This is a genomic window from Halocynthiibacter styelae (genome assembly GCF_016123485.1).
GTDB lineage: Bacteria > Pseudomonadota > Alphaproteobacteria > Rhodobacterales > Rhodobacteraceae > Halocynthiibacter > Halocynthiibacter styelae.
Genome location: NZ_JADCKQ010000003.1, coordinates 216882 through 235513, shown reverse-complemented (window position 1 = coordinate 235513; position 18632 = coordinate 216882). Strand labels below are relative to the sequence as shown.

The 18632-nt window shown below is 56.2% G+C and carries 21 protein-coding genes; 6 read left to right on the top strand and 15 right to left on the bottom strand.

The genetic code is table 11. The features are described from left to right. Positions 1 to 46: 46 nt before the first annotated feature. The 3 genes from accB to aat are packed head-to-tail and all read left to right on the top strand — an operon-like array spanning position 47 to position 2584. Positions 47 to 544: an acetyl-CoA carboxylase biotin carboxyl carrier protein gene (gene accB / locus H1D41_RS05730; protein WP_228847986.1), complete on the top strand. Its 498-nt coding sequence runs from the start codon at positions 47 to 49 to the stop codon at positions 542 to 544. A gap of 12 nt (positions 545 to 556) precedes the next feature. Then, complete coding sequence (gene accC, locus H1D41_RS05725; protein WP_228847985.1) at positions 557 to 1903, top strand: acetyl-CoA carboxylase biotin carboxylase subunit; 1347 nt, start codon at positions 557 to 559, stop codon at positions 1901 to 1903. A 39-nt stretch (positions 1904 to 1942) separates the two neighbouring features. Next, a complete protein-coding gene (gene aat, locus H1D41_RS05720) occupies positions 1943 to 2584 on the top strand; it encodes a leucyl/phenylalanyl-tRNA--protein transferase (RefSeq protein ID WP_228847984.1) in 642 nt (213 codons plus the stop codon). Here aat and H1D41_RS05715 read toward each other — a convergent pair. The 10 genes from H1D41_RS05715 to H1D41_RS05670 form a co-directional block, all read right to left on the bottom strand. Continuing rightward, positions 2527 to 2907 carry a DUF2155 domain-containing protein gene (locus H1D41_RS05715; RefSeq protein ID WP_228847983.1) on the bottom strand — a complete coding sequence of 127 codons (381 nt, stop codon included), beginning with the start codon at positions 2905 to 2907 and terminating at the stop codon, positions 2527 to 2529. The two genes, aat and H1D41_RS05715, sit on opposite strands and share 58 nt — an antisense overlap. Continuing rightward, positions 2904 to 3356: an outer membrane lipid asymmetry maintenance protein MlaD gene (mlaD, locus tag H1D41_RS05710; protein WP_107497140.1), complete on the bottom strand. Its 453-nt coding sequence runs from the start codon at positions 3354 to 3356 to the stop codon at positions 2904 to 2906. Before mlaD ends, H1D41_RS05715 begins: the two co-directional genes overlap by 4 nt. Before the next feature lie 43 nt (positions 3357 to 3399). After that, a complete protein-coding gene (locus tag H1D41_RS05705) occupies positions 3400 to 3774 on the bottom strand; it encodes an NADH:ubiquinone oxidoreductase subunit NDUFA12 (protein WP_228847982.1) in 375 nt (124 codons plus the stop codon). Between the two features lie 88 nt (positions 3775 to 3862). After that, the gene (locus tag H1D41_RS05700; protein WP_228847981.1) at positions 3863 to 4249 is read right to left on the bottom strand and encodes a RidA family protein; all 387 of its coding nucleotides are present in this window, start codon (positions 4247 to 4249) and stop codon (positions 3863 to 3865) included. Positions 4250 to 4316: 67 nt separating this feature from the next. Further along, on the bottom strand, positions 4317 to 5588 hold the full coding sequence (gene clpX / locus H1D41_RS05695; RefSeq protein ID WP_228847980.1) for an ATP-dependent Clp protease ATP-binding subunit ClpX: 1272 nt from the start codon (positions 5586 to 5588) through the stop codon (positions 4317 to 4319). A 151-nt stretch (positions 5589 to 5739) separates the two neighbouring features. After that, the gene (locus H1D41_RS05690) at positions 5740 to 6363 is read right to left on the bottom strand and encodes an ATP-dependent Clp protease proteolytic subunit (protein ID WP_107497143.1); all 624 of its coding nucleotides are present in this window, start codon (positions 6361 to 6363) and stop codon (positions 5740 to 5742) included. A gap of 110 nt (positions 6364 to 6473) precedes the next feature. Further along, entirely contained in the window at positions 6474 to 7523 is a 1050-nt protein-coding gene (locus tag H1D41_RS18395) for a GGDEF domain-containing protein (RefSeq protein WP_324250262.1), read from the bottom strand. Further along, on the bottom strand, positions 7516 to 8115 hold the full coding sequence (locus H1D41_RS05680; RefSeq protein ID WP_228847979.1) for a heme NO-binding domain-containing protein: 600 nt from the start codon (positions 8113 to 8115) through the stop codon (positions 7516 to 7518). The genes H1D41_RS18395 and H1D41_RS05680 overlap by 8 nt, the downstream gene beginning before the upstream one ends. A gap of 155 nt (positions 8116 to 8270) precedes the next feature. Then, positions 8271 to 9824: a trimethylamine methyltransferase family protein gene (locus H1D41_RS05675; RefSeq protein ID WP_228847978.1), complete on the bottom strand. Its 1554-nt coding sequence runs from the start codon at positions 9822 to 9824 to the stop codon at positions 8271 to 8273. Positions 9825 to 10025: 201 nt separating this feature from the next. Then, positions 10026 to 10718, bottom strand: coding sequence for an HAD family hydrolase (locus tag H1D41_RS05670; protein ID WP_228847977.1), 693 nt, complete (start codon positions 10716 to 10718; stop codon positions 10026 to 10028). A gap of 120 nt (positions 10719 to 10838) precedes the next feature. On the opposite strand from H1D41_RS05670, the gene H1D41_RS05665 reads away from it, so the two are divergent. Together H1D41_RS05665 and H1D41_RS05660 are read left to right on the top strand one after the other, a co-directional pair. Then, on the top strand, positions 10839 to 11288 hold the full coding sequence (locus tag H1D41_RS05665; protein WP_228847976.1) for a MarR family winged helix-turn-helix transcriptional regulator: 450 nt from the start codon (positions 10839 to 10841) through the stop codon (positions 11286 to 11288). A 30-nt stretch (positions 11289 to 11318) separates the two neighbouring features. After that, a complete protein-coding gene (locus H1D41_RS05660) occupies positions 11319 to 14513 on the top strand; it encodes a reductive dehalogenase (protein WP_228847975.1) in 3195 nt (1064 codons plus the stop codon). A 48-nt stretch (positions 14514 to 14561) separates the two neighbouring features. Here H1D41_RS05660 and H1D41_RS05655 read toward each other — a convergent pair whose 3' ends face one another. After that, a complete protein-coding gene (locus H1D41_RS05655; RefSeq protein WP_228847974.1) occupies positions 14562 to 14846 on the bottom strand; it encodes a DUF3572 domain-containing protein in 285 nt (94 codons plus the stop codon). Between the two features lie 83 nt (positions 14847 to 14929). Between H1D41_RS05655 and H1D41_RS05650 the strand changes: the two genes are divergently transcribed. Next, complete coding sequence (locus H1D41_RS05650) at positions 14930 to 16345, top strand: diguanylate cyclase domain-containing protein (protein WP_228847973.1); 1416 nt, start codon at positions 14930 to 14932, stop codon at positions 16343 to 16345. A 4-nt stretch (positions 16346 to 16349) separates the two neighbouring features. Here the strand turns inward: H1D41_RS05650 and H1D41_RS05645 are convergent, their stop codons facing one another. The 4 genes from H1D41_RS05645 to H1D41_RS05630 all read right to left on the bottom strand — a co-directional run bounded on the left by H1D41_RS05645 (position 16350) and on the right by H1D41_RS05630 (position 18470). Next, positions 16350 to 16850: a periplasmic heavy metal sensor gene (locus H1D41_RS05645; protein WP_228847972.1), complete on the bottom strand. Its 501-nt coding sequence runs from the start codon at positions 16848 to 16850 to the stop codon at positions 16350 to 16352. A gap of 4 nt (positions 16851 to 16854) precedes the next feature. Continuing rightward, positions 16855 to 17238 (bottom strand): hypothetical protein, encoded by a 384-nt coding sequence (locus tag H1D41_RS05640; RefSeq protein WP_228847971.1) that lies wholly within the window; start codon positions 17236 to 17238, stop codon positions 16855 to 16857. 4 nt (positions 17239 to 17242) lie between these two features. Then, positions 17243 to 17833, bottom strand: coding sequence for a sigma-70 family RNA polymerase sigma factor (locus tag H1D41_RS05635; RefSeq protein WP_324250261.1), 591 nt, complete (start codon positions 17831 to 17833; stop codon positions 17243 to 17245). 85 nt (positions 17834 to 17918) lie between these two features. Next, the gene (locus tag H1D41_RS05630) at positions 17919 to 18470 is read right to left on the bottom strand and encodes an EF-hand domain-containing protein (protein ID WP_228847969.1); all 552 of its coding nucleotides are present in this window, start codon (positions 18468 to 18470) and stop codon (positions 17919 to 17921) included. Positions 18471 to 18632: the final 162 nt, after the last annotated feature.

The following is an 18632-nucleotide window of genomic DNA, read 5'->3' as shown; positions in this document are numbered from 1 at the left end:
CCTGCGACAGTAAAAATGCGGGCGAAAGAGGAAACCGGGGACACCCATGACAAAAGATAAACATAGTTCTGACGTTGAATTCATCCGCGCTCTGGCGGAGCTTCTGGAAGAAAACGACCTGAACGAACTGCAGGTTAAGCGCGAATACAGCGACCACGATCACCTGAACGTCCGGATCAGCCGTGGCGCACAACAGATCGTTACACAGATCGCCGCACCTGCTGCCGTTGCGGCCCCCCTTGCGGCTGCCCCGGCTGCAGCACCTGCCGCCGCCGCAGCTGCTGCGGAAGAAGCTGATCCGGCAAACCTGCCTGGCGCTGTGACATCCCCAATGGTAGGCACCGCTTATCTGGCGGCTGAACCTGGTGCTGCACCTTTCGTGACCGTCGGCCAGACAGTTGCTGAAGGCGACACTGTTCTGATCGTTGAAGCTATGAAAACCATGAACCACATCCCGGCACCGAAATCCGGCACCGTGAAGCGCATTCTTGTCGCAGATTCCGATCCTGTGGAATATGGCGCGCCACTGATGGTCATCGAGTAAGGCGGGTCAGGTATGTTCAAAAAAATCCTGATCGCAAACCGGGGTGAGATTGCCCTGCGTGTGATCCGCGCCGCGCGTGAAATGGGCGTTGCCACTGTGGCTGTTCATTCCACCGCTGATGCGGATGCCATGCACGTACGGATGGCGGATGAAGCCATCTGTATCGGCCCGCCCCCGGGCACAGACAGCTATCTGTCTGTTTCTTCCATCATCGCAGCCTGCGAAGTCACCGGTGCCGAAGCTGTGCATCCGGGCTATGGTTTCCTGTCTGAAAACGCTGGCTTTGTGCAGGCGCTGGAAGACCATGACATCGGTTTTATCGGCCCGACAGCGGAACACATCCGTATGATGGGCGATAAGATCACCGCGAAAGACACCATGAAGAAGCTTGGCGTGCCTTGTGTGCCTGGGTCTGACGGTGGTGTGCCTGATTACGAAACAGCCAAAAAGATCGCGGATGACATGGGTTACCCTGTGATCATCAAGGCAACTGCCGGCGGCGGTGGCCGTGGTATGAAGCTTGCGAAAACGGCTGATGATCTTGAGGTTGCTTTCCGCACCGCACGGTCTGAAGGCAAATCTGTTTTCGGCAACGACGAAGTTTACATCGAAAAATACCTGACAACCCCAAGCCATATTGAGGTTCAGGTCTTTGGCGACGGCAAAGGCAATGCGGTACACCTTGGTGAACGCGATTGTTCCCTGCAGCGTCGTCACCAGAAAGTGTTCGAAGAAGCCCCGGGCCCCAACATCACCCCGGAACTGCGCAAGCAGATCGGTGAGACCTGTGCCAAAGCTGTTGCAGGTATCAACTATATCGGCGCGGGCACCATCGAATTCCTGTATGAAAACGGCGAGTTCTATTTCATCGAAATGAACACCCGTCTTCAGGTGGAACATCCTGTAACTGAATGCATTTACGGCCAGGATCTGGTGCGTGAACAGCTGCTGGTTGCTGCGGGTGAACCGATGACCTTTGGCCAGGATGATCTGGTGCTTGATGGCCATTCTATCGAGGTCCGGATCAACGCGGAAAAGCTGCCGAACTTCTCGCCCTGCCCGGGCAAAGTGACAGCATTCCACGCGCCTGGTGGCCTGGGTGTGCGTATGGATTCAGCCCTTTATACCGGTTATTCCATCCCACCTTATTACGACAGCCTGATCGGCAAGCTGATTGTGCATGGTCGTGATCGTCCGGAAGCGCTGGCACGTCTGAAACGCGCCCTGGGCGAGCTGATCATCGATGGTGTCGACACCACTGTGCCGCTTTTCCACGCACTGCTGGAAGAAGACGATGTTCTGACCGGGGATTACAACATCCACTGGCTTGAAAAATGGCTTGAAACCAATATGGGCTAAGGCCTTCCCGGCCCGCCCCGCATAAGGAGCGGGCCACACATGTCCGAGGACATCACAGCGCATCTATTGCTGAATGCCTATGCAAATGGCGTCTTCCCCATGTCCGAAAGCCGCGATGATCCGGAACTTTTCTGGGTCGATCCGCGCATGCGGGGTGTGCTGCCGCTGGACGATTTCCACATCTCAAAAAGCCTGCGCAAACATATCCGTCGCGGCGGGTTTGATGTGACGCTGAATGGCGATTTTGAAGGTGTGCTGGAAGGTTGCGCTGACCGGGATGACACCTGGATCAACGACACGATCCGCAGGCTTTACTGTGAGCTGCATGAAGCCGGGTTCGCCCATTCTATCGAGGTCATCGCAGATGGCGTACTGATCGGCGGGGCCTATGGTGTTTCCCTTGGCGGGGCGTTTTTCGGGGAAAGCATGTTTTCGCGCCAGGTGAATGCATCAAAGGTCGCGCTAACCTATCTGACGGCACATCTGACGCGCTGCGGATTTACCCTGCTTGATACCCAATTCATCACCGACCACCTGGCAAGCCTTGGTGCGGTTGAGATCCCGCGCGCGCAATACCACCGGCAACTACAGGCAGCCCTGGATACAGATGCAGATTTTCTGGCTTATTCAGATGCGCCGGACACAGGTTCCGTGCTGCAACGCAGCACCCAGACGTCGTAACGCGGGTGATCCAGCGCATTCAGCGCGGGGGAAGACGCCACCATCCAGCCCGCAAACAACTGTGTGTCATCGCGCGAATCAGTGATATTCAGATAAGCCCAGGCATCGCCAGACGGGTTGCCTGTGGGAAAGCGGCATTCTTCCAGAGTCACATTCAGACGTCCGAATTCCGCTGTTGCGCCATTGTTCAGTTCAATATCGCTGAGGTTGCCATTGACCTTATCCAGCCCGCGCAGCACGCCTCCCGCGCCCAGTGACGCTTCCTGTGCGGAAGCGAAAGAGGCCGTCAGAGCAAAAAAAAGCGCAGGGATAAGGTTTTTCATTCGCCGCCGTCCCCGGCCACGAATTTCACCAAGAGGGAAATCAGACTGACAGAGCCTTGCGTATCTTCGATCTCGCCGCCTGCTTCCAGATTGAAGGGCGAGCCGCCTGGGATCAGTTCAACAAAGTTCCCACCCAGTAGGCCTTCAGACGAAATCAGGATGGATGTGTCTTCTGACAGCTCAATACCGTCCTGCACCGCGATCTGAACATCTGCGCGATAGTTCTGCGGGTTCAGTTCCATGCCGGTGACTGTGCCGACTTTCACGCCAGCAAGGCGCACGTCGGTCCCCACACTGATGCCCTCCGCAGAACGGAAACTGGCGGTCAGTGCGTAATCACTGCCAGAAGCGGCGGAAAGGCCTGCGACCTGCCCCATATAGAAAAGGAAGCCAACAGCGGCGGCCAGCACGATACCGCCGGCCAGAACTTCGGATTTATTCTCAGACATTGCTGAACCCTACAGATTTACTGATAATTATTCAGGTGACGGTTTATTCAGGTGACCAGGCTTCGTAATCGCGACGATCCGCTGGCTTTGCCTGACGCAAAGAGCCCGCAGGCGCATAGGCCAGTGCGGTACCGGTCAGGTTTTCCTGATGTTCTTTTTCCCAGGGCTTATGTTCCAGCGGCTTGTCTGTCGGCGGCTCATCCCAGGTGTGATGCAGCCAGCCGTGCCAGTCAGGGGACACCCGGGATGCTTCGGGTTCACCGGCATACATGACCCAGCGGCGCTTATCATCCCGGGTGCGGTAATAGACATTGCCCAGCTCATCTTCGCCAACCTTCACGCCATTGCGCCAGGTAAACAGCTGAAAGCCGACAGTCTGACCACGCCACCATGTAAGAAGCGAAAGAATAAAGCGCATAATGCCCTCCGGGTTTGGTTCTCTTTCATATGGACCATCTGCCTGCCAGGGTCCAGTCACTTTGCGATTTCACGCAGGGTCGGCGATATTATGGCAACCGTGCGGTGACTTCGATTTCGATCTTCATTTTCGGATCAATCAGCCCGGCGACATACATGGTGGCCGCCGGTTTTGCCTTTGCAAATGCTGCACGCAACAGAGGCCAGCAAGGTTCAAAATCCGCACCATCCGGCAGGATATAACGCACCCGCACCACATGATCCAGGCTGCTGCCCGCCGCCTTCAACGCCTGATCAATATTGTTCAGCGTGTTGCGACACTGGCTTTGCACATCATCCGGCAGGGTCATGGTGCCGTAATCCATACCGGTTGTGCCCGACACAAACACCCAGCCATCCGTCACAACGGCGCGGGAATAGCTGACGGCAGCCTCAAATGTGGAACCCGAAGTGATATGCGTCACATCTGTTGTCATGATTCGCCCCTGCGACATAAGAAAAGCCCCGCGTCACTTTCGTGCGCGGGGCCTGGTATCTGGTTGATCAACCGGCGCTGGCCGGTTCTTCCTGTTTGGCGTCGCCATGCACCAAAAGCGGTGCCGCCTCGGAATTGACGGCCTCTTCGTTCACAACGACCTCTGCAACGCTTTCCAGCCCTGGCAACTCAAACATGGTATCCAACAGGATGTTTTCCATGATGGAACGCAGGCCACGGGCACCGGTTTTGCGGGTAATCGCCAGGCGGGCAATTGCAACCAGGGCTTCGTCGGTGAACTTCAATTCTGTTTCTTCGATCTCAAACAGACGCTGATATTGCTTCACAAGCGCGTTCTTCGGCTTGGTCAGGATGGTGACAAGCGCGTCTTCATCCAGATCCTCAAGCGTCGCAATCACTGGCAGACGGCCAACGAATTCCGGAATCAGACCGAATTTCAGCAGATCTTCCGGTTCGAGATCTTTGAAATGCTCGCCTACAGATTTTTCGTTTTCTTCACGTACATCCGCGCCAAAGCCCATGGCAGACCCTTTGCCACGTTGCCCGATAATCTTATCAAGCCCGGCAAATGCGCCGCCGCAGATAAACAGGATATTTGTGGTGTCGACCTGCAGGAATTCCTGCTGCGGGTGCTTCCGGCCACCTTGCGGCGGAACAGAGGCCACAGTGCCTTCCATGATTTTCAACAGCGCCTGCTGCACGCCCTCACCAGATACGTCACGGGTGATGGACGGGTTGTCGGACTTGCGGGTAATTTTATCAACTTCGTCGATGTAAACGATGCCGCGCTGCGCACGTTCCACGTTGTATTCAGACGCCTGCAACAGTTTCAGAATGATGTTCTCAACATCTTCACCAACGTAACCGGCCTCGGTCAGAGAGGTGGCATCCGCCATGGTGAACGGCACATCCAGAATGCGTGCAAGTGTTTGTGCCAGAAGAGTTTTACCACAACCGGTCGGACCAATCAGCATGATATTGGATTTGGCCAACTCAATATCGCTGCCGTTTTTGCTGGCGTGATTCAGACGTTTGTAATGGTTATGCACCGCAACAGACAGCACGCGTTTCGCATGGGCCTGACCGATGACATAATCATCCAGAACCTGACAGATTTCCAGCGGGGTCGGCACGCCTTCAGATGATTTCAGACCGGCAGATTTTGTTTCTTCACGGATGATATCCATGCAGAGTTCCACGCATTCATCGCAGATAAAAACCGTTGGGCCGGCGATCAGCTTGCGCACCTCATGCTGGCTTTTGCCGCAGAAGGAGCAGTAGAGAGTGTTCTTGCTGTCGTTACCAGAATTATTCGCCATCTTCATCCTCTGAGGCTTTTGCCCCGTTGCGGCCCTTTTGAGCCCCGGTGCGTATTTCGCCCGGCCGGAGCGCCCTTTACATGAGTTTAGGGCACCCCTTGATCTTCTACAATCGCAAAATCATCACTTTCCAATGATCCTGCGGTCAGGGTTAATCAGCCGATTTATCGCGGTTTTCCACGATTTCGTCGATCAGACCCCATTCTTTTGCGTCTTCTGCGGACATGAAGTTGTCACGTTCCAGCGCATCCACAACCGCTTTCATCTTTTGACCGGTGTGTTTCACGTAAATCGCGTTCAGACGATCTTTCAGTTTCTGCGTTTCCTGGGCGTGAATCATAATGTCAGTTGCCTGGCCCTGGTATCCGCCGGATGGCTGATGCACCATCACGCGGGAATTCGGCAGGGAATAACGCATACCGGCTTCACCAGCGGCCAGCAGAAGCGACCCCATGGACGCGGCCTGACCAACACAAAGGGTAGAAACCTTTGGCTTGATGTACTGCATCGTGTCGTAGATCGACAGGCCGGAGGTCACAACACCGCCGGGGCTGTTGATATACATGGAAATTTCCTTGGTCGGATTTTCTGCTTCAAGGTGCAGAAGCTGCGCGACGATCAGGCTGGACATGCCATCATGCACCGGGCCGGACAGGAAAATAATCCGTTCCTTCAGCAGGCGTGAGAAAATATCATAGGCCCGTTCGCCGCGGGATGTCTGTTCGACAACCATAGGAACAAGGGTGTTCATGTAGAATTCATGTGGATCGTTCATCAGTACCTGCCTGCTTCTGTCACTTGATCGATAGAGCTATAGTCTTAACAGAGTCTTAGTATCGACCAGACCCGGCTGCAAGGGGCGCTGTATTTTTCGCATGCCAGCAACTAGTGGCGGGTTTCGCGAGACGGGGGCGCATTGGCCATTTCTGCCTGGGTTGCCGCCGCCAGATGTTCGGACCAGACCGTGGCTTGTGCGCGGCCTTTATGCTTGGACGCATAAAGCGCCACATCTGCATCCGCCAGCATCCGTTCCGCCGTGGGGGATTTATAGAAGTCAGAAACCGTTGTGCCAACCGACCCGGAAATTCGGCAGGTTTCCCCTTCAAATTCAATGGGCTGTTCCAGTTTCGCAATAATACGATGCGCGATATCGTTCAGGCGTTCCGTATTGGTCAGCCTTGGAAAAAGCAGTACAAATTCATCCCCCCCGGCGCGCGCCACCATGTCCCCTTCACGAGTTTCGTCGCGCAGGATTTTGGCAACGATCTTTAACACATGATCACCGGCGGCATGGCCCAGGGTGTCATTCACATCTTTGAAATAATCCAGATCAATATGCATGAGACCAAAACGTTCGTTCCGCTCCATCAGGTCTGCCAACTTCAGATCCATCCCGCGTCGATTGCCAAGCCCCGTCAGCATATCTGTCGTTGCCTGCGCCTCAGCCACGACGCGCGCACCTTCCAGCCGCCCGTTCAGCTGTCGCAACTCATCCAGCACAGCGGTTTTTGCTTCCACCAGAAACAGCATCTCAACAGCAAGATTGGTTGGTTCAAAATCAGCACTGGTCAGATTGTAATTTTGCACCGCTTCGATCACGGAGATGCCGAAAGACATATTTACGATCAGATCTTTACCGTCACCCGCCCCGACAGCCAGGGCCTTGAACCGGCCAGCAGGGTCATGGCGGAAGGTCAGGTGCAACACCCGCCCCGTGGCCTTCTGCAGCGCGGTGACTGAATTCACGCCGCCCGGACGTCGGACCTCAAAGACCTCAAGAAAGCGCATGCCTTCCAATGACGCATCGCCGAATATCTTCTGAACCGTCGGCCCGGCATGCGTGATATGACCGGTTTCGCTGACGTGAAGGTTCATTGGCATAAGCTGATCAAGCGCCTCCATATCCTGCAACTGCATTTCATTTTCCTCAGCCATGCGCAGCCTCCGCATCAGATCCCAGCATGAAGGAACGGCCTTCGGCGAAATCCGCCTCCACAACCTCGATGGAAATCACTTCGCCGTATTTGGTAACCCCCTGATGATCCATGAAAACAAGGGCCCCGTAATCATCCGCCATGCCGCGCAAAAGCCCCATGACAACATAACCAAAATCCGGATGTTCCCAGGCGGAATGAAGACTGAAACGCCCACTGGCATGTTCCTTCAACGTCAGTTGCGGCACGATAAGTTCGGGCACAGCAAGGCGCACGCGTTCGTGTAATTCATCAAGGGAGTGCAGAAAATCGGCGAAAGTCACACCACTGAAACGCAACAAACGACGAACAGCCCCGATTTTTTCATGGCTGACCAGATAGGTCCCGATATCTTCCATCACTTCCTGGCGCGTCCGGCTCAGCACCAAAGCGAGGGCGTCGAGCACCTGATAGCTGACATCATCTTCATAGCTTAGCATCGCTTCGAATCCGACATAGCCGGTATCCGCCCGTTCCATCACCTGCGCCCAGACCTGTTCGCCATAGGTATCGCGGGTAAAACACTGAATTGATCTGTTAATCAGCCCATGCATAGAAAACCCCTTTTCCTGGGATCACAGTCGCAGAGACCTGTTAACAGGAGCCTTAATTTTCAAGGGTCTGTAAAGGTTGAACTACTTTTCAGATCTGGCAGTCACAGACAAAAAAGGCCGCAGTAAAGCGGCCCTTTTCCCGGATTTACAACAGATCAGAAATCGGTTGGCGCACCGCCCTCGCGTTTGCGGCGTTCAACAAATTCGCGCAACTCATCCGCAATCGCCACATCCATCGCAGGTGCCTCAAATTCCTCAAGGATCTGCTTATAGGTGCGATGGGCACGTTCGGCCGTCCACATGCCGCCGGTTACTTCCCAGGCCTCAAAGTTGCGCCAGTCAGACACAAAGGGCTGATAGAAAGCAGTTTCATAGCGTTCCTGGGTGTGGTCAATCCCGAAGAAATGCCCGCCAGAACCAACCTCTTTGATCGCATCAAATGCGATTTCATCCGGTCCCGCAGCGGTGATCGCGGGTTCCATATAGCGTTGGATCATCTGGATCACTTCGCAATCCATGATGAATTTTTCGGGGCTTGCGATCAGACCGCCTTCCAGCCAGCCCGCCGCGTGATAAACGATGTTTGTGCCGGATTGCACAGCAGACCAAAGCGCGTTTGAGGTTTCCCACATCGCCTGCCCGTCCGGTACGTTGGCCGCACAGGAGCCGCTTGCGCGCATCGGCAGTTTGTAGAAGCGCGCCATCTGGCCGGTCATCTGCGTGGCGCGCATATATTCTGGCGTGCCAAACGCCGGTGCGCCGGATTTCATATCGACGTTTGAGGTGAATGTCCCGATCACACAGGGCACGCCCGGGCGCACGTATTGGAACAGGACAATGGCCGCCAGGGCCTCGGCAATAGACTGCGCCACAGCGCCTGCCATGGTCACAGGTGCCATCGCACCCGCCAGGGTAAACGGCGTCACAAAGATCGCCTGACCGCGACGTGCAAGGCGCAGACAACCATCAATCATTGGTTCGTCATGCTTCAGGGGCGAGGTGGAGTTGATGTTGGTGTACATATGCGGACGGGCGTCGAATTCCTCATGCGTCATACCACCGGCAATGCGCACCATTTCCATCACGTCTTCAACGCGCTCTTTGCCCAGAGAATAGGCATGCACGACTTTATCGGTCAGCAGCAGCTTGTCATGCACCACGTCCAGGTGACGGACCGATGCATGCACATCCACAGGTTCCACAGGATAACCACCTGCGAAGTGGATGCAGTTGAAATACTGGGTCAGTTTCAGCAGATTGGCGCATTGTTCACGGGTGCCCGGGGTTTTGCGACCCTGTTCGATGTCGTAATAATTCGGGGGGGAAGACACATTGCCGAACAGCATGGTTTTGCCGCCCACGTGAATTTGTTTATCCGGGTTGCGCGGGGTGATGTGAAAGTCGGATGGGGCATGGGACAGCATCTCCATCACCCATTCACGATCCATCTTCACGTTTTCGCCGTCAACTTTGCAGCCCGCTTCTTTAAAGATCTCAATCGCTTCCTCATTCAGGAAATCAATGCCGATCTCTTCCAGAATACGCATAGCGCCATCATGAACGGCCTCCACGCCTTCCGGTGTCAGAGGCTCGGTCGGGCGGTCAATATTCTGCGGCAGACGCCAGGGCATCTGGTCAATCGCTGCGGCCTCGCGCCGGGTGTTGCCTGCGCGGCCACCCGACCGTTTTCTGCGTTTGGGATCTGCCATGTTGCGCTCCGTTCATAACTGTTGCGAACAGAAGACCCGCTGCGTCACGCCAAATCGCAGACATTCGCGACAGAAAATGTCGCTTTCAAAATCCGAAGCTGCGCTTTTCGCCGCTTAAAATTCTTATGCGCAACATCCGGACAACCCCGGCAGCGCCACGAAAAAAGGGCAGAGTGATCTCTGCCCTTTTAAAATTCTGGATTATTCTGCCAGCCAGGCCGGAATGTGGCTGATATCCGGCAGGACAACATCCGCGTAAGGGGCAAGCTCTTCCGTCGGTGCAACGCCCGTCAGCACTGCAATGGTTTTCATGCCCGCCGCGCGGCCGGATTGCAGATCATGCAGACTGTCGCCCACCATGGCGCAACGCGCGGGATCAACGCCCACATGTTTCGCAAAAACAAACAGGCCATCCGGCGCGGGTTTGGGCACATGGCCGCTGTCCGCACCAAGCACCAGGTCAAAGTCATCGCGCACCCCGGCATGGGTCAGATTCGCATAGGCTGGTTCCAGGGTGTCATTCGTACAAACACCCAGCTTCATCCCCATATCGCGGAACGTTTTTAACAGCGGTGGCAGAGGCGTGACCTCAACCGGGATCACCTCTGTCGCGATTCGATTAATGGTTGTGTAAAGTTCATCCGCATCAAAATCCGGACGCAACTCCCGCGCTTTGGCAACGATTTCATGCGGCGTGCCTGCGATGATCACAGATCCGGGCTGAAACTTTCCGGTTTCCGCATCCACGCCCATATGTTCGCCCAGCGCCTTGGCTTCTTCCGGTGTGGCGGTGATTTCCGCCAACGCCCGCACGGCCCACTGCCCCCAGGTGCCTTCAAAGTCAAATAATGTGCCGTCCTTATCAAACAGCAGCGCCCCAATATCTTTTGCCATTCGGCTTCCTCCTCTTCCGCCCTGATGGGCGGTCTCGTTGGGTGAATCTTTAGGTTGTACCGGGACGTCTTGCCAGAATTATCTTGACCGATCTGCATTTAATTGACATTGTCAATCACCATGACTGAACCCTATGACCTTCACGCCTCTCTTGGCTATCAGATTTCTGTAACCGCGCGGCAGCTTGAACGCGGTTTTGAAAATCGCCTGAAAGAAATCGGCCTGACCCGTATCACCTGGTGTATTCTGTTGGCCGCCGGGCCGCAGAGATTGTCACAACCTTCCGACATCGCGGATTTCGTTGGCATTGACCGCACCGCAACCTCGCGCGCATTGCGCCAGATGGAAGCGGGCGGGTTGATCGAACGGCAGGGTGGCGACAAAGACAAGCGCACAACCCGCGTGGGCCTGACGGCAGAAGCCGAAAAACGCCTGGATCTCGCCAGCCAGTTCGCAGCCAGCAACGCCGCACATTTCGAAGATAAACTGACAGCAGGGGAAAGCACGCAGTTGCGCGCGCTCCTTTCAAAATTGCGCACGGGTGAAGACGACCCGCTGCAACGTCTCTGACCCCACACAGCCAGCCGAAAGATCCGATCCATGGGCAAGCTCTTTTCCTATAAAAACCGTCCCTTTCATCAGGGCGCTTATCCGCTTGAGAAACTGACACGTGTTGTGCGCGCTGAAAGTGCCGATCAACTTGCGCCCCAGGCCGGGCTTTCCTTCCGTCGCCCGGATGATCCCCTGTCGATTGTCAATGCGATGCAGGAATATCAGGCGATGCTGGATGCGACGCGCGAAGGGCTGGTCAAAAAGGAAATCGCAGAGATCCCAGCAGATTTGCAGGAACGCAGCGGCCACCTGAAAAGCTTTGCGTATTTCTGTGACACACCTATGGCCGGTGTCTGTGCGATCCCGCAGGGGGCCTGGCTGCCGGAACCCATTGAAAACCCAGATGTGGCGCGGTTGGGTAATAAGCTTGAAACCATGCAGGTGAAAACCCTGGCCGCTGGTGTTGATGTGGTGATGGCCAACCTGCGTGAAGCCCTGCGCACGCCAAACCCTGACTGTCACCATCACAGCCACGCGATTGTTATGATGTATGACCATCAACGCGATCCGCGTGTGGATGAAACCGGCAGTGACTGGATCCGGGATGCCCATGAACAGCGCGCCGCCCTGCGTGGGATGGAAAGCGCTGTGACGCTGGCCAGTTATATCCGCTCCCTTGGTTATGACGCCCGCGCGCATTCCATGGCTGCGACGGATGTGCATCTTGATCACCTTGCGCTGGAAAGCGGGCTGGCGGCGATGGATGATGGCCAGCTGACGAACCCGTTCATCGGGCGGGACTTCACGATTTCCGTTGTGACAACCACGCTGGAAATGGCCCCGGATCAGCCCATTGCACCGGGGCAAAGCGGTGGGATGTCCTGGACGCAGGGGCTGGGCAAACAGGCGAAGAACGCAAAGAACCGCGATCCATACGCCAAACGCGATTACGTGAAAGGCACGCATCCGTTTGAAACGCTGAAACGGGTGGAAGATACGACCACTTATATTGACGCCGTGAATGTCGCCCGCGTGCCAAAACGCGCAAATATGTTTGCGCGTTCGCTGTTTGGTGACCTTGGCAAACATGTGCAGGACGGGGCGAAGAACGGGAATTTCATGCGCAAATCGGCGTCTGCATTTGCCTTTCGCCCGTCTCTTGGGGCGTTTATTCTGTTGCAGGATGGCGAAGCGGCAGAGGTGCATCCGTCGACCCTGGACCCCGATAAAAACGCCACCAATATCAAAGCTGCGCTGTATTGGCTGGGCGTCGACGCCTGCGGTCTGTCGGCCTGCCCCGATTACGCCTATTATAGCCATGACGCCGCCGGGCAAGTGATCACGCCTTACCATGACAACGCCATTTCCATGGTGATTGATCAGGGCCACGAAACCATGGAAGGCGCGTCTGGCGACGACTGGATCGCCTGTGCGCAATCGATGCGGGCCTATCTGCGGTTTTCCCTGTTGGGCGGGGTTCTGGCCGAACATATCCGCCGCCTGGGTTATACCGCGCGTGTGCATAGCGTGATGGATGATGAGGTTCTGCACCCGCCGCTGTTATTGCTGTCCGGTCTGGGTGAGGTATCCCGCATTGGCGAGGTCATCCTGAACCCCTTCCTGGGTCCGCGTCTGAAATCCGGCGTTGTCACCACCAATATGCCGATGACCCACGACAAGCCGATTGATTTCGGCCTGCAGAAGTTCTGCGAAGCCTGCAACAAATGCGCCCGCGAATGCCCGTCTGGTGCCATTACCGCCGGGCCAAAGCTGATGTTCAACGGCTATGAAATCTGGAAATCCGACAGTCAGAAGTGCACGACCTATCGCATCACCAATAAAAACGGGGCCATGTGCGGGCGTTGCATGAAGACCTGTCCCTGGAACCTTGAAGGCCTGTTTAAGGAAGAACCCTTCCGCAAACTCGCCATGACTGCGCCGGGATCTGCGAAACTTCTGGCAAAGCTTGATGACTTTGTTGGCAATGGCGAAGTCGTTCCCGGTAAGAAATGGTGGTGGGATCTTGAGATGCTGGATGACGGGGCCTACCGCGCCCCGGCCGCGCCTGTGAATGCGCGTGCGCTACAGAAAAATCTGGATCTGAAATATGAAGATCAGACCCTGGCCGTTTATCCTGCGCCGCTTGCCCCGCCACCCTGGGGCTGGCCTGCGCCGATGGATCGGGAGGCCGGCATTCAGGCTTATGGCGAAATGATCGCAGCCGACGAACACAAAACCCGCCGCGCGCAGGGCCTGCCGCCGGAACATATCTACACCGCGGACCAGGCGGAAAGCCCGGTGATGCAGGTTGTGATCTCTAAGGCTGAGAAAATGACCGAAGGCGTGACGAAATATGAATTCAGCCTGCCCGATGGATCCGACCTGCCGCCTTTGACGGCGGGTGCCCATATTGACGTGGTGGTCGCGCCAGAGTTCTTCCGGCAATATTCCCTGTCCGGCAATCCTGCGGATCGCAGCAAATATCAGATCGCGGTTCTGCGGGAAGACAGCGGGCGTGGCGGATCAAAACTAATGCACCGGATCTTTGAAGAAGGGCGCAAGGTCTTTATCTCGCACCCGATCAACCACTTCCCACTAGCGGAAGACGCCAGCTTCACCTTCCTTATGGGCGGCGGCATTGGCGTGACCCCCATGATCGCCATGGCGCATCGCCTGCACGCCCTGGGCAAAGATTTCGCCCTGCATTATTCCTGTTCCAAACGCGCCAATGCGGGTTTCCTTAACGATCTGCCGAATATGCCTTGGGCGGATAAAGTACACCTGCATTTCTCAGATGAAGACACCCGCGCCGATCTGAATGCCCTGCTGCAATATAAGCCGGGCATGCATGTTTATACCTGTGGGCCGGATGCCTATATGAATGGCGTGATGGACGCGGCAGAGGCCGGCGGTTTCCCGGAAGAGGCGCGCCATCTGGAATATTTCGCCGTGCCCGACGCGCCGGACTATGAGAACCACGATTTCACTCTGAAACTGGCGAAATCCGGTAAGGTGATTGAAGTCAAAGCAGATGAGGCCCCGACCGACGCCATCCTGGCCGCGGGCGTGCATATTGACGTGAAATGTTCCGACGGTCTGTGCGGGGTCTGCAAATGCGGGCTGATTTCAGGCGAAGCCGAACATCGCGATTTTGTGCTGTCCAATAAGGAACGCGAAAACGCGATTATCCTTTGTCAGTCCCGCGCGGCCAAACCAGGCGGCGTGCTTGAGGTGGATCTCTGAAACAGGAGAATCACCCCAAAACGTGGTTACCCATTTATGGTGAGTTGATCAGGTCCAGTTAACAATTTCACCACCCGGAAGACTCATCCGGGCCTGCATCAACCGTTCATAGGGTAGATTCTGCCCGTCACAGAACTGCGTGACCCAGGCGTCATCCATCAGGATAAAATCCAGAACAGATCCGAGAAACTCAGCGTTTCCAGCCTGTTGACGGATGTCTGCCTCCGACGCGCCGGAAGCCCCAAGGAAGACCGGAAGCAGGTCTTCATTGCCCACCAGCCAGGCCAGAACCTGTAAACCAATTGTCTCGGCGGACTCCCGCGTCATCGTCATTCTGTTAACCCTTGTGAAAGCTTTTTTTAAGTATTCTGCCGGAGAAGAGATCAACAGTAAATTCGAAATAGGTGAGAAACAGTATGGCAGGACGCATCCTCATTGTTGACGATGTAGCGACCAATCGCATTATGCTGAAGGTCCGCCTGACGGGTGCCTGTTATCACGTTTCTCAAGCGGGCACCGGCGCAGATGCGCTGGAGATTGCCAAAAGGGAAAACCCGGATCTCATCATCCTCAGCCATGAGCTGCCAGATATGTCAGGTGACGCTGTCTGCGCACAACTGCAGAAAGACCCGCTGACCCGGGATTGCCCGGTGGTTATGTCGATTACCTGCAACAGCGCAGAGGCACGCATCGCCGCCCTGCGTGCAGGTGCGCAGGATTATCTGCCAAAACCTCTGGATGAAATGACGCTGCTTGCACGTGTACGCAGCCTGCTGCGTGCCCGGGAAACAGAAAATGAACTGCGCCTGCGCGATGATACATCCCGCGAACTGGGCTTTGCAGAGATTGCGTCTGACTTTGTAAAACCTGCCAATGTCGCCCTGATTGCGCCAGGCGGGGATGCGGTATCCTGGAAGGCTGCCCTGGCCTCTGTGGACAGTCGGCACAACACCCGGGTCATTGCCCCGGAAAACGCACTCTCCTGGCCTGCGCCGGCCCGGGAGGAACCGAAAGGCAGCGATACCGGGAAAGCCCCGGATGTGTTTGTCATTTCGGGCGATCTGACACGTCAGGACGAAGGATTGCGTCTGCTTTCGGAACTGCGCTCGCGTCCGGCGACCCGCCATGCAGGGATCATCATGGTTCTGCGGGAAGGCGCCCCACAACAGGCAGTGATCGCACTGGATCTGGGTGCAAATGATCTGATCACCGGCGGTTTCACCCCAGAAGAACTGAAAATCCGCATTGATGCCCTGGTCACCCGCAAGCGTCGTTCTGATCAGCTGCGTAATTCTGTACGTGACCGGTTGCGCCTTGCGATGCAGGATTCTTTAACGGGCCTCTATAACCGCCGGTATGCTTTCACACACCTGACACGGATCAGCGAACATTCCCGTACATCCGGCCATTCCTTCGCGGTGATGATGATGGACATTGATCGGTTCAAACAGGTGAACGACACCTGGGGGCATCAGGTCGGGGATCAGGTGCTTTGCGCGGTGGCACATCGCCTGCGGGATAATCTGCGCGATGTGGATCTGATTGCGCGTATCGGGGGCGAAGAATTCCTGGTGGCTATGCCGGATACGACGATGGATCAGGCCCGGGGCGCGGCAGAACGCCTGCGCCGTCTTGTTGAAGAAATTCCCATTGTTCCCGCGCCGGGCATGGAACCAATCCACGTGACCCTGTCGATTGGTGTGTCTATGGGGCCTGGAGGCCAGGGCAACCAACAGCACCCGGAAGGCTTGTTGCAACAGGCAGATCAGGCACTTTACGCGTCAAAGAATATGGGGCGCAATACCGTCAGTTTCTGCCGGTCCGCTGCGTAACACTTTATCGGCGTTGGCGGCGCCGGCGTTCTGCAAGGCGCTTGACTTCTTCAAGATAGGTCGCCCGTTCAGCCTCAGTCATCTGGTCAATCACTTCTGTCAGCGCCGCAGCGCCGCCTGTGAGGCGGCCTTCTGATTTATCGGCCTGCTGGTTCAACACGGCTTCGAACCCGGCCGCGTCAAAAGGCTCAACCGACAGAAGCAGAAGGATATCCTGAAACTGCTGACGTCGACTTTCCGCGCGGGTCACACGATCACCCGGATTATGGCGTTCAAAAGCATCGCGCAGCTGGCTGCGATGGCTGTCCGGCAGCGCCCGGATCAGGGTCACCGCCCCGCCCGCCGGATGGTGATCACGCCCATAACGGTCCCCATCCCAGCGCATGATCATCGCAGTTGCTGCGGCAATCACCAGCAGGTTCAGCGACAGGGACACCCCAAAAAGAACCCTGATCCAGGGGCGCATTTTCTTTGGTTCAGAGTCTGTTGTGCGTGTTTCAGTCATAATCTCAGCTCCCGCCCAGCAGGGTTTCAAATCCGCTGGTCAATCCATAGTCAGAGGCCAGCGCCGCGCTGTCATATTCGCCCGTGCCTGTCACCGCAAAATCAGCAAGGGCCGATGGGCCTACAACCCCGATCCAGACCCCGGCCACCGTCGCCACGGCCATGCCCGCCAGCGAAGGCCAGCCCCCGACAGCATCCAGCAGGGCTACATGCCAGGGGCGGCGCGCAGCGGGCTGTACAACGGGGGCCTGTGCATCCTGGACATCAAATGCATCATTCAGCATCCGGGCCATAAAATCACCTGAGGGCTCAGCATCGTGCGCAGGCGCACGGGCAGCATCAAAGAAGCCCTGCAGCATTGCGTCATCTGACTGATGTGGATTTGTCATTTTGTCATCCATCCTGAAACCCCAGTTCATCCTGTTTCTCTGCCAGCACTTTTGCAAGGGCCCGTTTGCCCCGTGCCGTCAGGCTTTCCACCGCTTCAACACGCGTGTCCAGTGCCGCGGCAATTTCCGGGTTTGAGAACCCTTCAATATGGCGCATTTCCACCGCCAGACGCTGTCGCTCCGGCAAAGTCATCAGCGCCGCATTCAATGCCACCAGCCGTGCCTGATGCTGCAACTGTGCTTCTGCCCCGGCATGTGTCTCGTCCACAACCTGCGACAAGTCATCATCTCCAGCCTGACCATAGTCTTTCCGACGTCGGAACCAGTCAGTGCAAAGGTTCGACACCACCTGATACAGCCAGGTCGAAATACGGGCGCGCCCTTCCTGCCAGTCCGGCGCGGTTTTCCAAAGCCGCAGCATCGCATCCTGGGCGATGTCTTCCGCAACAGAACGATCCCCAAGCCGCCGCATGGCATAGCCAAAAGCAACAGGGGCAAAACGCTGTGTCAGCACGCGAGCAGCGTTGCGGTCACCCGATGCAAAATGCATCAGAAGCCGCGCTTCATCTTCCGCCGTGTCACAATCAAAAGGCATTGCCATTCCTGAACGCTAATCCTGCCTGCCTGGTTTTTCAATCTGCCCCGGGGGAAGTAAAGCCCCCCGGGGCGGTCCGCCGCAATTAGTCCTGGTGACGGCCGTTACGCCCGCGGCGTTCCTGCATGTGTTCTTTCGCCGCTTCGAACTCAGCTTCACTGATGGAACCATTGTTGTCCTCATCAAAGCGTTCCATGAAGCTTTCGCGGTCATCATCATCGCCACCCCGGTGCCCCTGCCCGTGTTCCGGCAGCTCATCCATGGACAGCATGCCGTCATCATTCGCATCAAAACGATCAATCATGCGCGAGGCACGGCGACCGGCGCGGCGACCACCGGCTTCTTTGATTTCATCTTCAGACAGCAGGCCGTCATTGTTGGTGTCGGTTGTTTCAAAACGCTCGGTGCGTTTGGCGGCACGATGTGCGGTGAATTCAGCCTCGGTGATTTCGCCATCGCCATTTGCGTCAATGTCAGAAAAGGCAACCGGTTCACGGTCACCATGCGGACCAGCAGCAACCGGACCAACAGCCGTGATCATCAGGCCAAGGGCAATTGCACCGGTTGTCGCCCACAGGCGGGTTGCATCAGAAGTCAGTTTACCAAAGCGTGTCATTTTCATTGTCTTACCTTTCATTCATCAGCGCCGCGATGCTCTCTCTGTGGCGCTTTCATAAGGTAAAACGCAGCCCGCCAGATTTTCCGTCGCAGAAGTTTAAACTTTTTCAGAAATTGTTTTTCGCAGGACCAGGGCTGCGACATTCACACCCTTCGCAATTCCTGTCGTGATGGGCTATGT

What these genes read in the sequence shown, in the direction of transcription:
- accC (WP_228847985.1), top strand. Translation starts at nt 557, where the DNA reads ATGTTCAAAAAAATCCTGATCGCAAACCGGGGTGAGATTGCCCTGCGT.
- H1D41_RS05640 (WP_228847971.1), bottom strand. Translation starts at nt 17,238, where the DNA reads ATGACAAATCCACATCAGTCAGATGACGCAATGCTGCAGGGCTTCTTT.
- H1D41_RS05690 (WP_107497143.1), bottom strand. Translation starts at nt 6,363, where the DNA reads ATGAACGATCCACATGAATTCTACATGAACACCCTTGTTCCTATGGTT.
- H1D41_RS05645 (WP_228847972.1), bottom strand. Translation starts at nt 16,850, where the DNA reads ATGACTGAAACACGCACAACAGACTCTGAACCAAAGAAAATGCGCCCC.
- H1D41_RS05700 (WP_228847981.1), bottom strand. Translation starts at nt 4,249, where the DNA reads ATGACAACAGATGTGACGCATATCACTTCGGGTTCCACATTTGAGGCT.
- H1D41_RS05675 (WP_228847978.1), bottom strand. Translation starts at nt 9,824, where the DNA reads ATGGCAGATCCCAAACGCAGAAAACGGTCGGGTGGCCGCGCAGGCAAC.
- H1D41_RS05655 (WP_228847974.1), bottom strand. Translation starts at nt 14,846, where the DNA reads ATGACGATGACGCGGGAGTCCGCCGAGACAATTGGTTTACAGGTTCTG.
- mlaD (WP_107497140.1), bottom strand. Translation starts at nt 3,356, where the DNA reads ATGTCTGAGAATAAATCCGAAGTTCTGGCCGGCGGTATCGTGCTGGCC.
- H1D41_RS05670 (WP_228847977.1), bottom strand. Translation starts at nt 10,718, where the DNA reads ATGGCAAAAGATATTGGGGCGCTGCTGTTTGATAAGGACGGCACATTA.
- clpX (WP_228847980.1), bottom strand. Translation starts at nt 5,588, where the DNA reads ATGGCGAATAATTCTGGTAACGACAGCAAGAACACTCTCTACTGCTCC.
- aat (WP_228847984.1), top strand. Translation starts at nt 1,943, where the DNA reads ATGTCCGAGGACATCACAGCGCATCTATTGCTGAATGCCTATGCAAAT.
- H1D41_RS05665 (WP_228847976.1), top strand. Translation starts at nt 10,839, where the DNA reads ATGACTGAACCCTATGACCTTCACGCCTCTCTTGGCTATCAGATTTCT.
- accB (WP_228847986.1), top strand. Translation starts at nt 47, where the DNA reads ATGACAAAAGATAAACATAGTTCTGACGTTGAATTCATCCGCGCTCTG.
- H1D41_RS05680 (WP_228847979.1), bottom strand. Translation starts at nt 8,115, where the DNA reads ATGCATGGGCTGATTAACAGATCAATTCAGTGTTTTACCCGCGATACC.
- H1D41_RS05630 (WP_228847969.1), bottom strand. Translation starts at nt 18,470, where the DNA reads ATGAAAGGTAAGACAATGAAAATGACACGCTTTGGTAAACTGACTTCT.
- H1D41_RS05660 (WP_228847975.1), top strand. Translation starts at nt 11,319, where the DNA reads ATGGGCAAGCTCTTTTCCTATAAAAACCGTCCCTTTCATCAGGGCGCT.
- H1D41_RS05635 (WP_324250261.1), bottom strand. Translation starts at nt 17,833, where the DNA reads ATGCCTTTTGATTGTGACACGGCGGAAGATGAAGCGCGGCTTCTGATG.
- H1D41_RS05705 (WP_228847982.1), bottom strand. Translation starts at nt 3,774, where the DNA reads ATGCGCTTTATTCTTTCGCTTCTTACATGGTGGCGTGGTCAGACTGTC.
- H1D41_RS05715 (WP_228847983.1), bottom strand. Translation starts at nt 2,907, where the DNA reads ATGAAAAACCTTATCCCTGCGCTTTTTTTTGCTCTGACGGCCTCTTTC.
- H1D41_RS05650 (WP_228847973.1), top strand. Translation starts at nt 14,930, where the DNA reads ATGGCAGGACGCATCCTCATTGTTGACGATGTAGCGACCAATCGCATT.
- H1D41_RS18395 (WP_324250262.1), bottom strand. Translation starts at nt 7,523, where the DNA reads ATGGCTGAGGAAAATGAAATGCAGTTGCAGGATATGGAGGCGCTTGAT.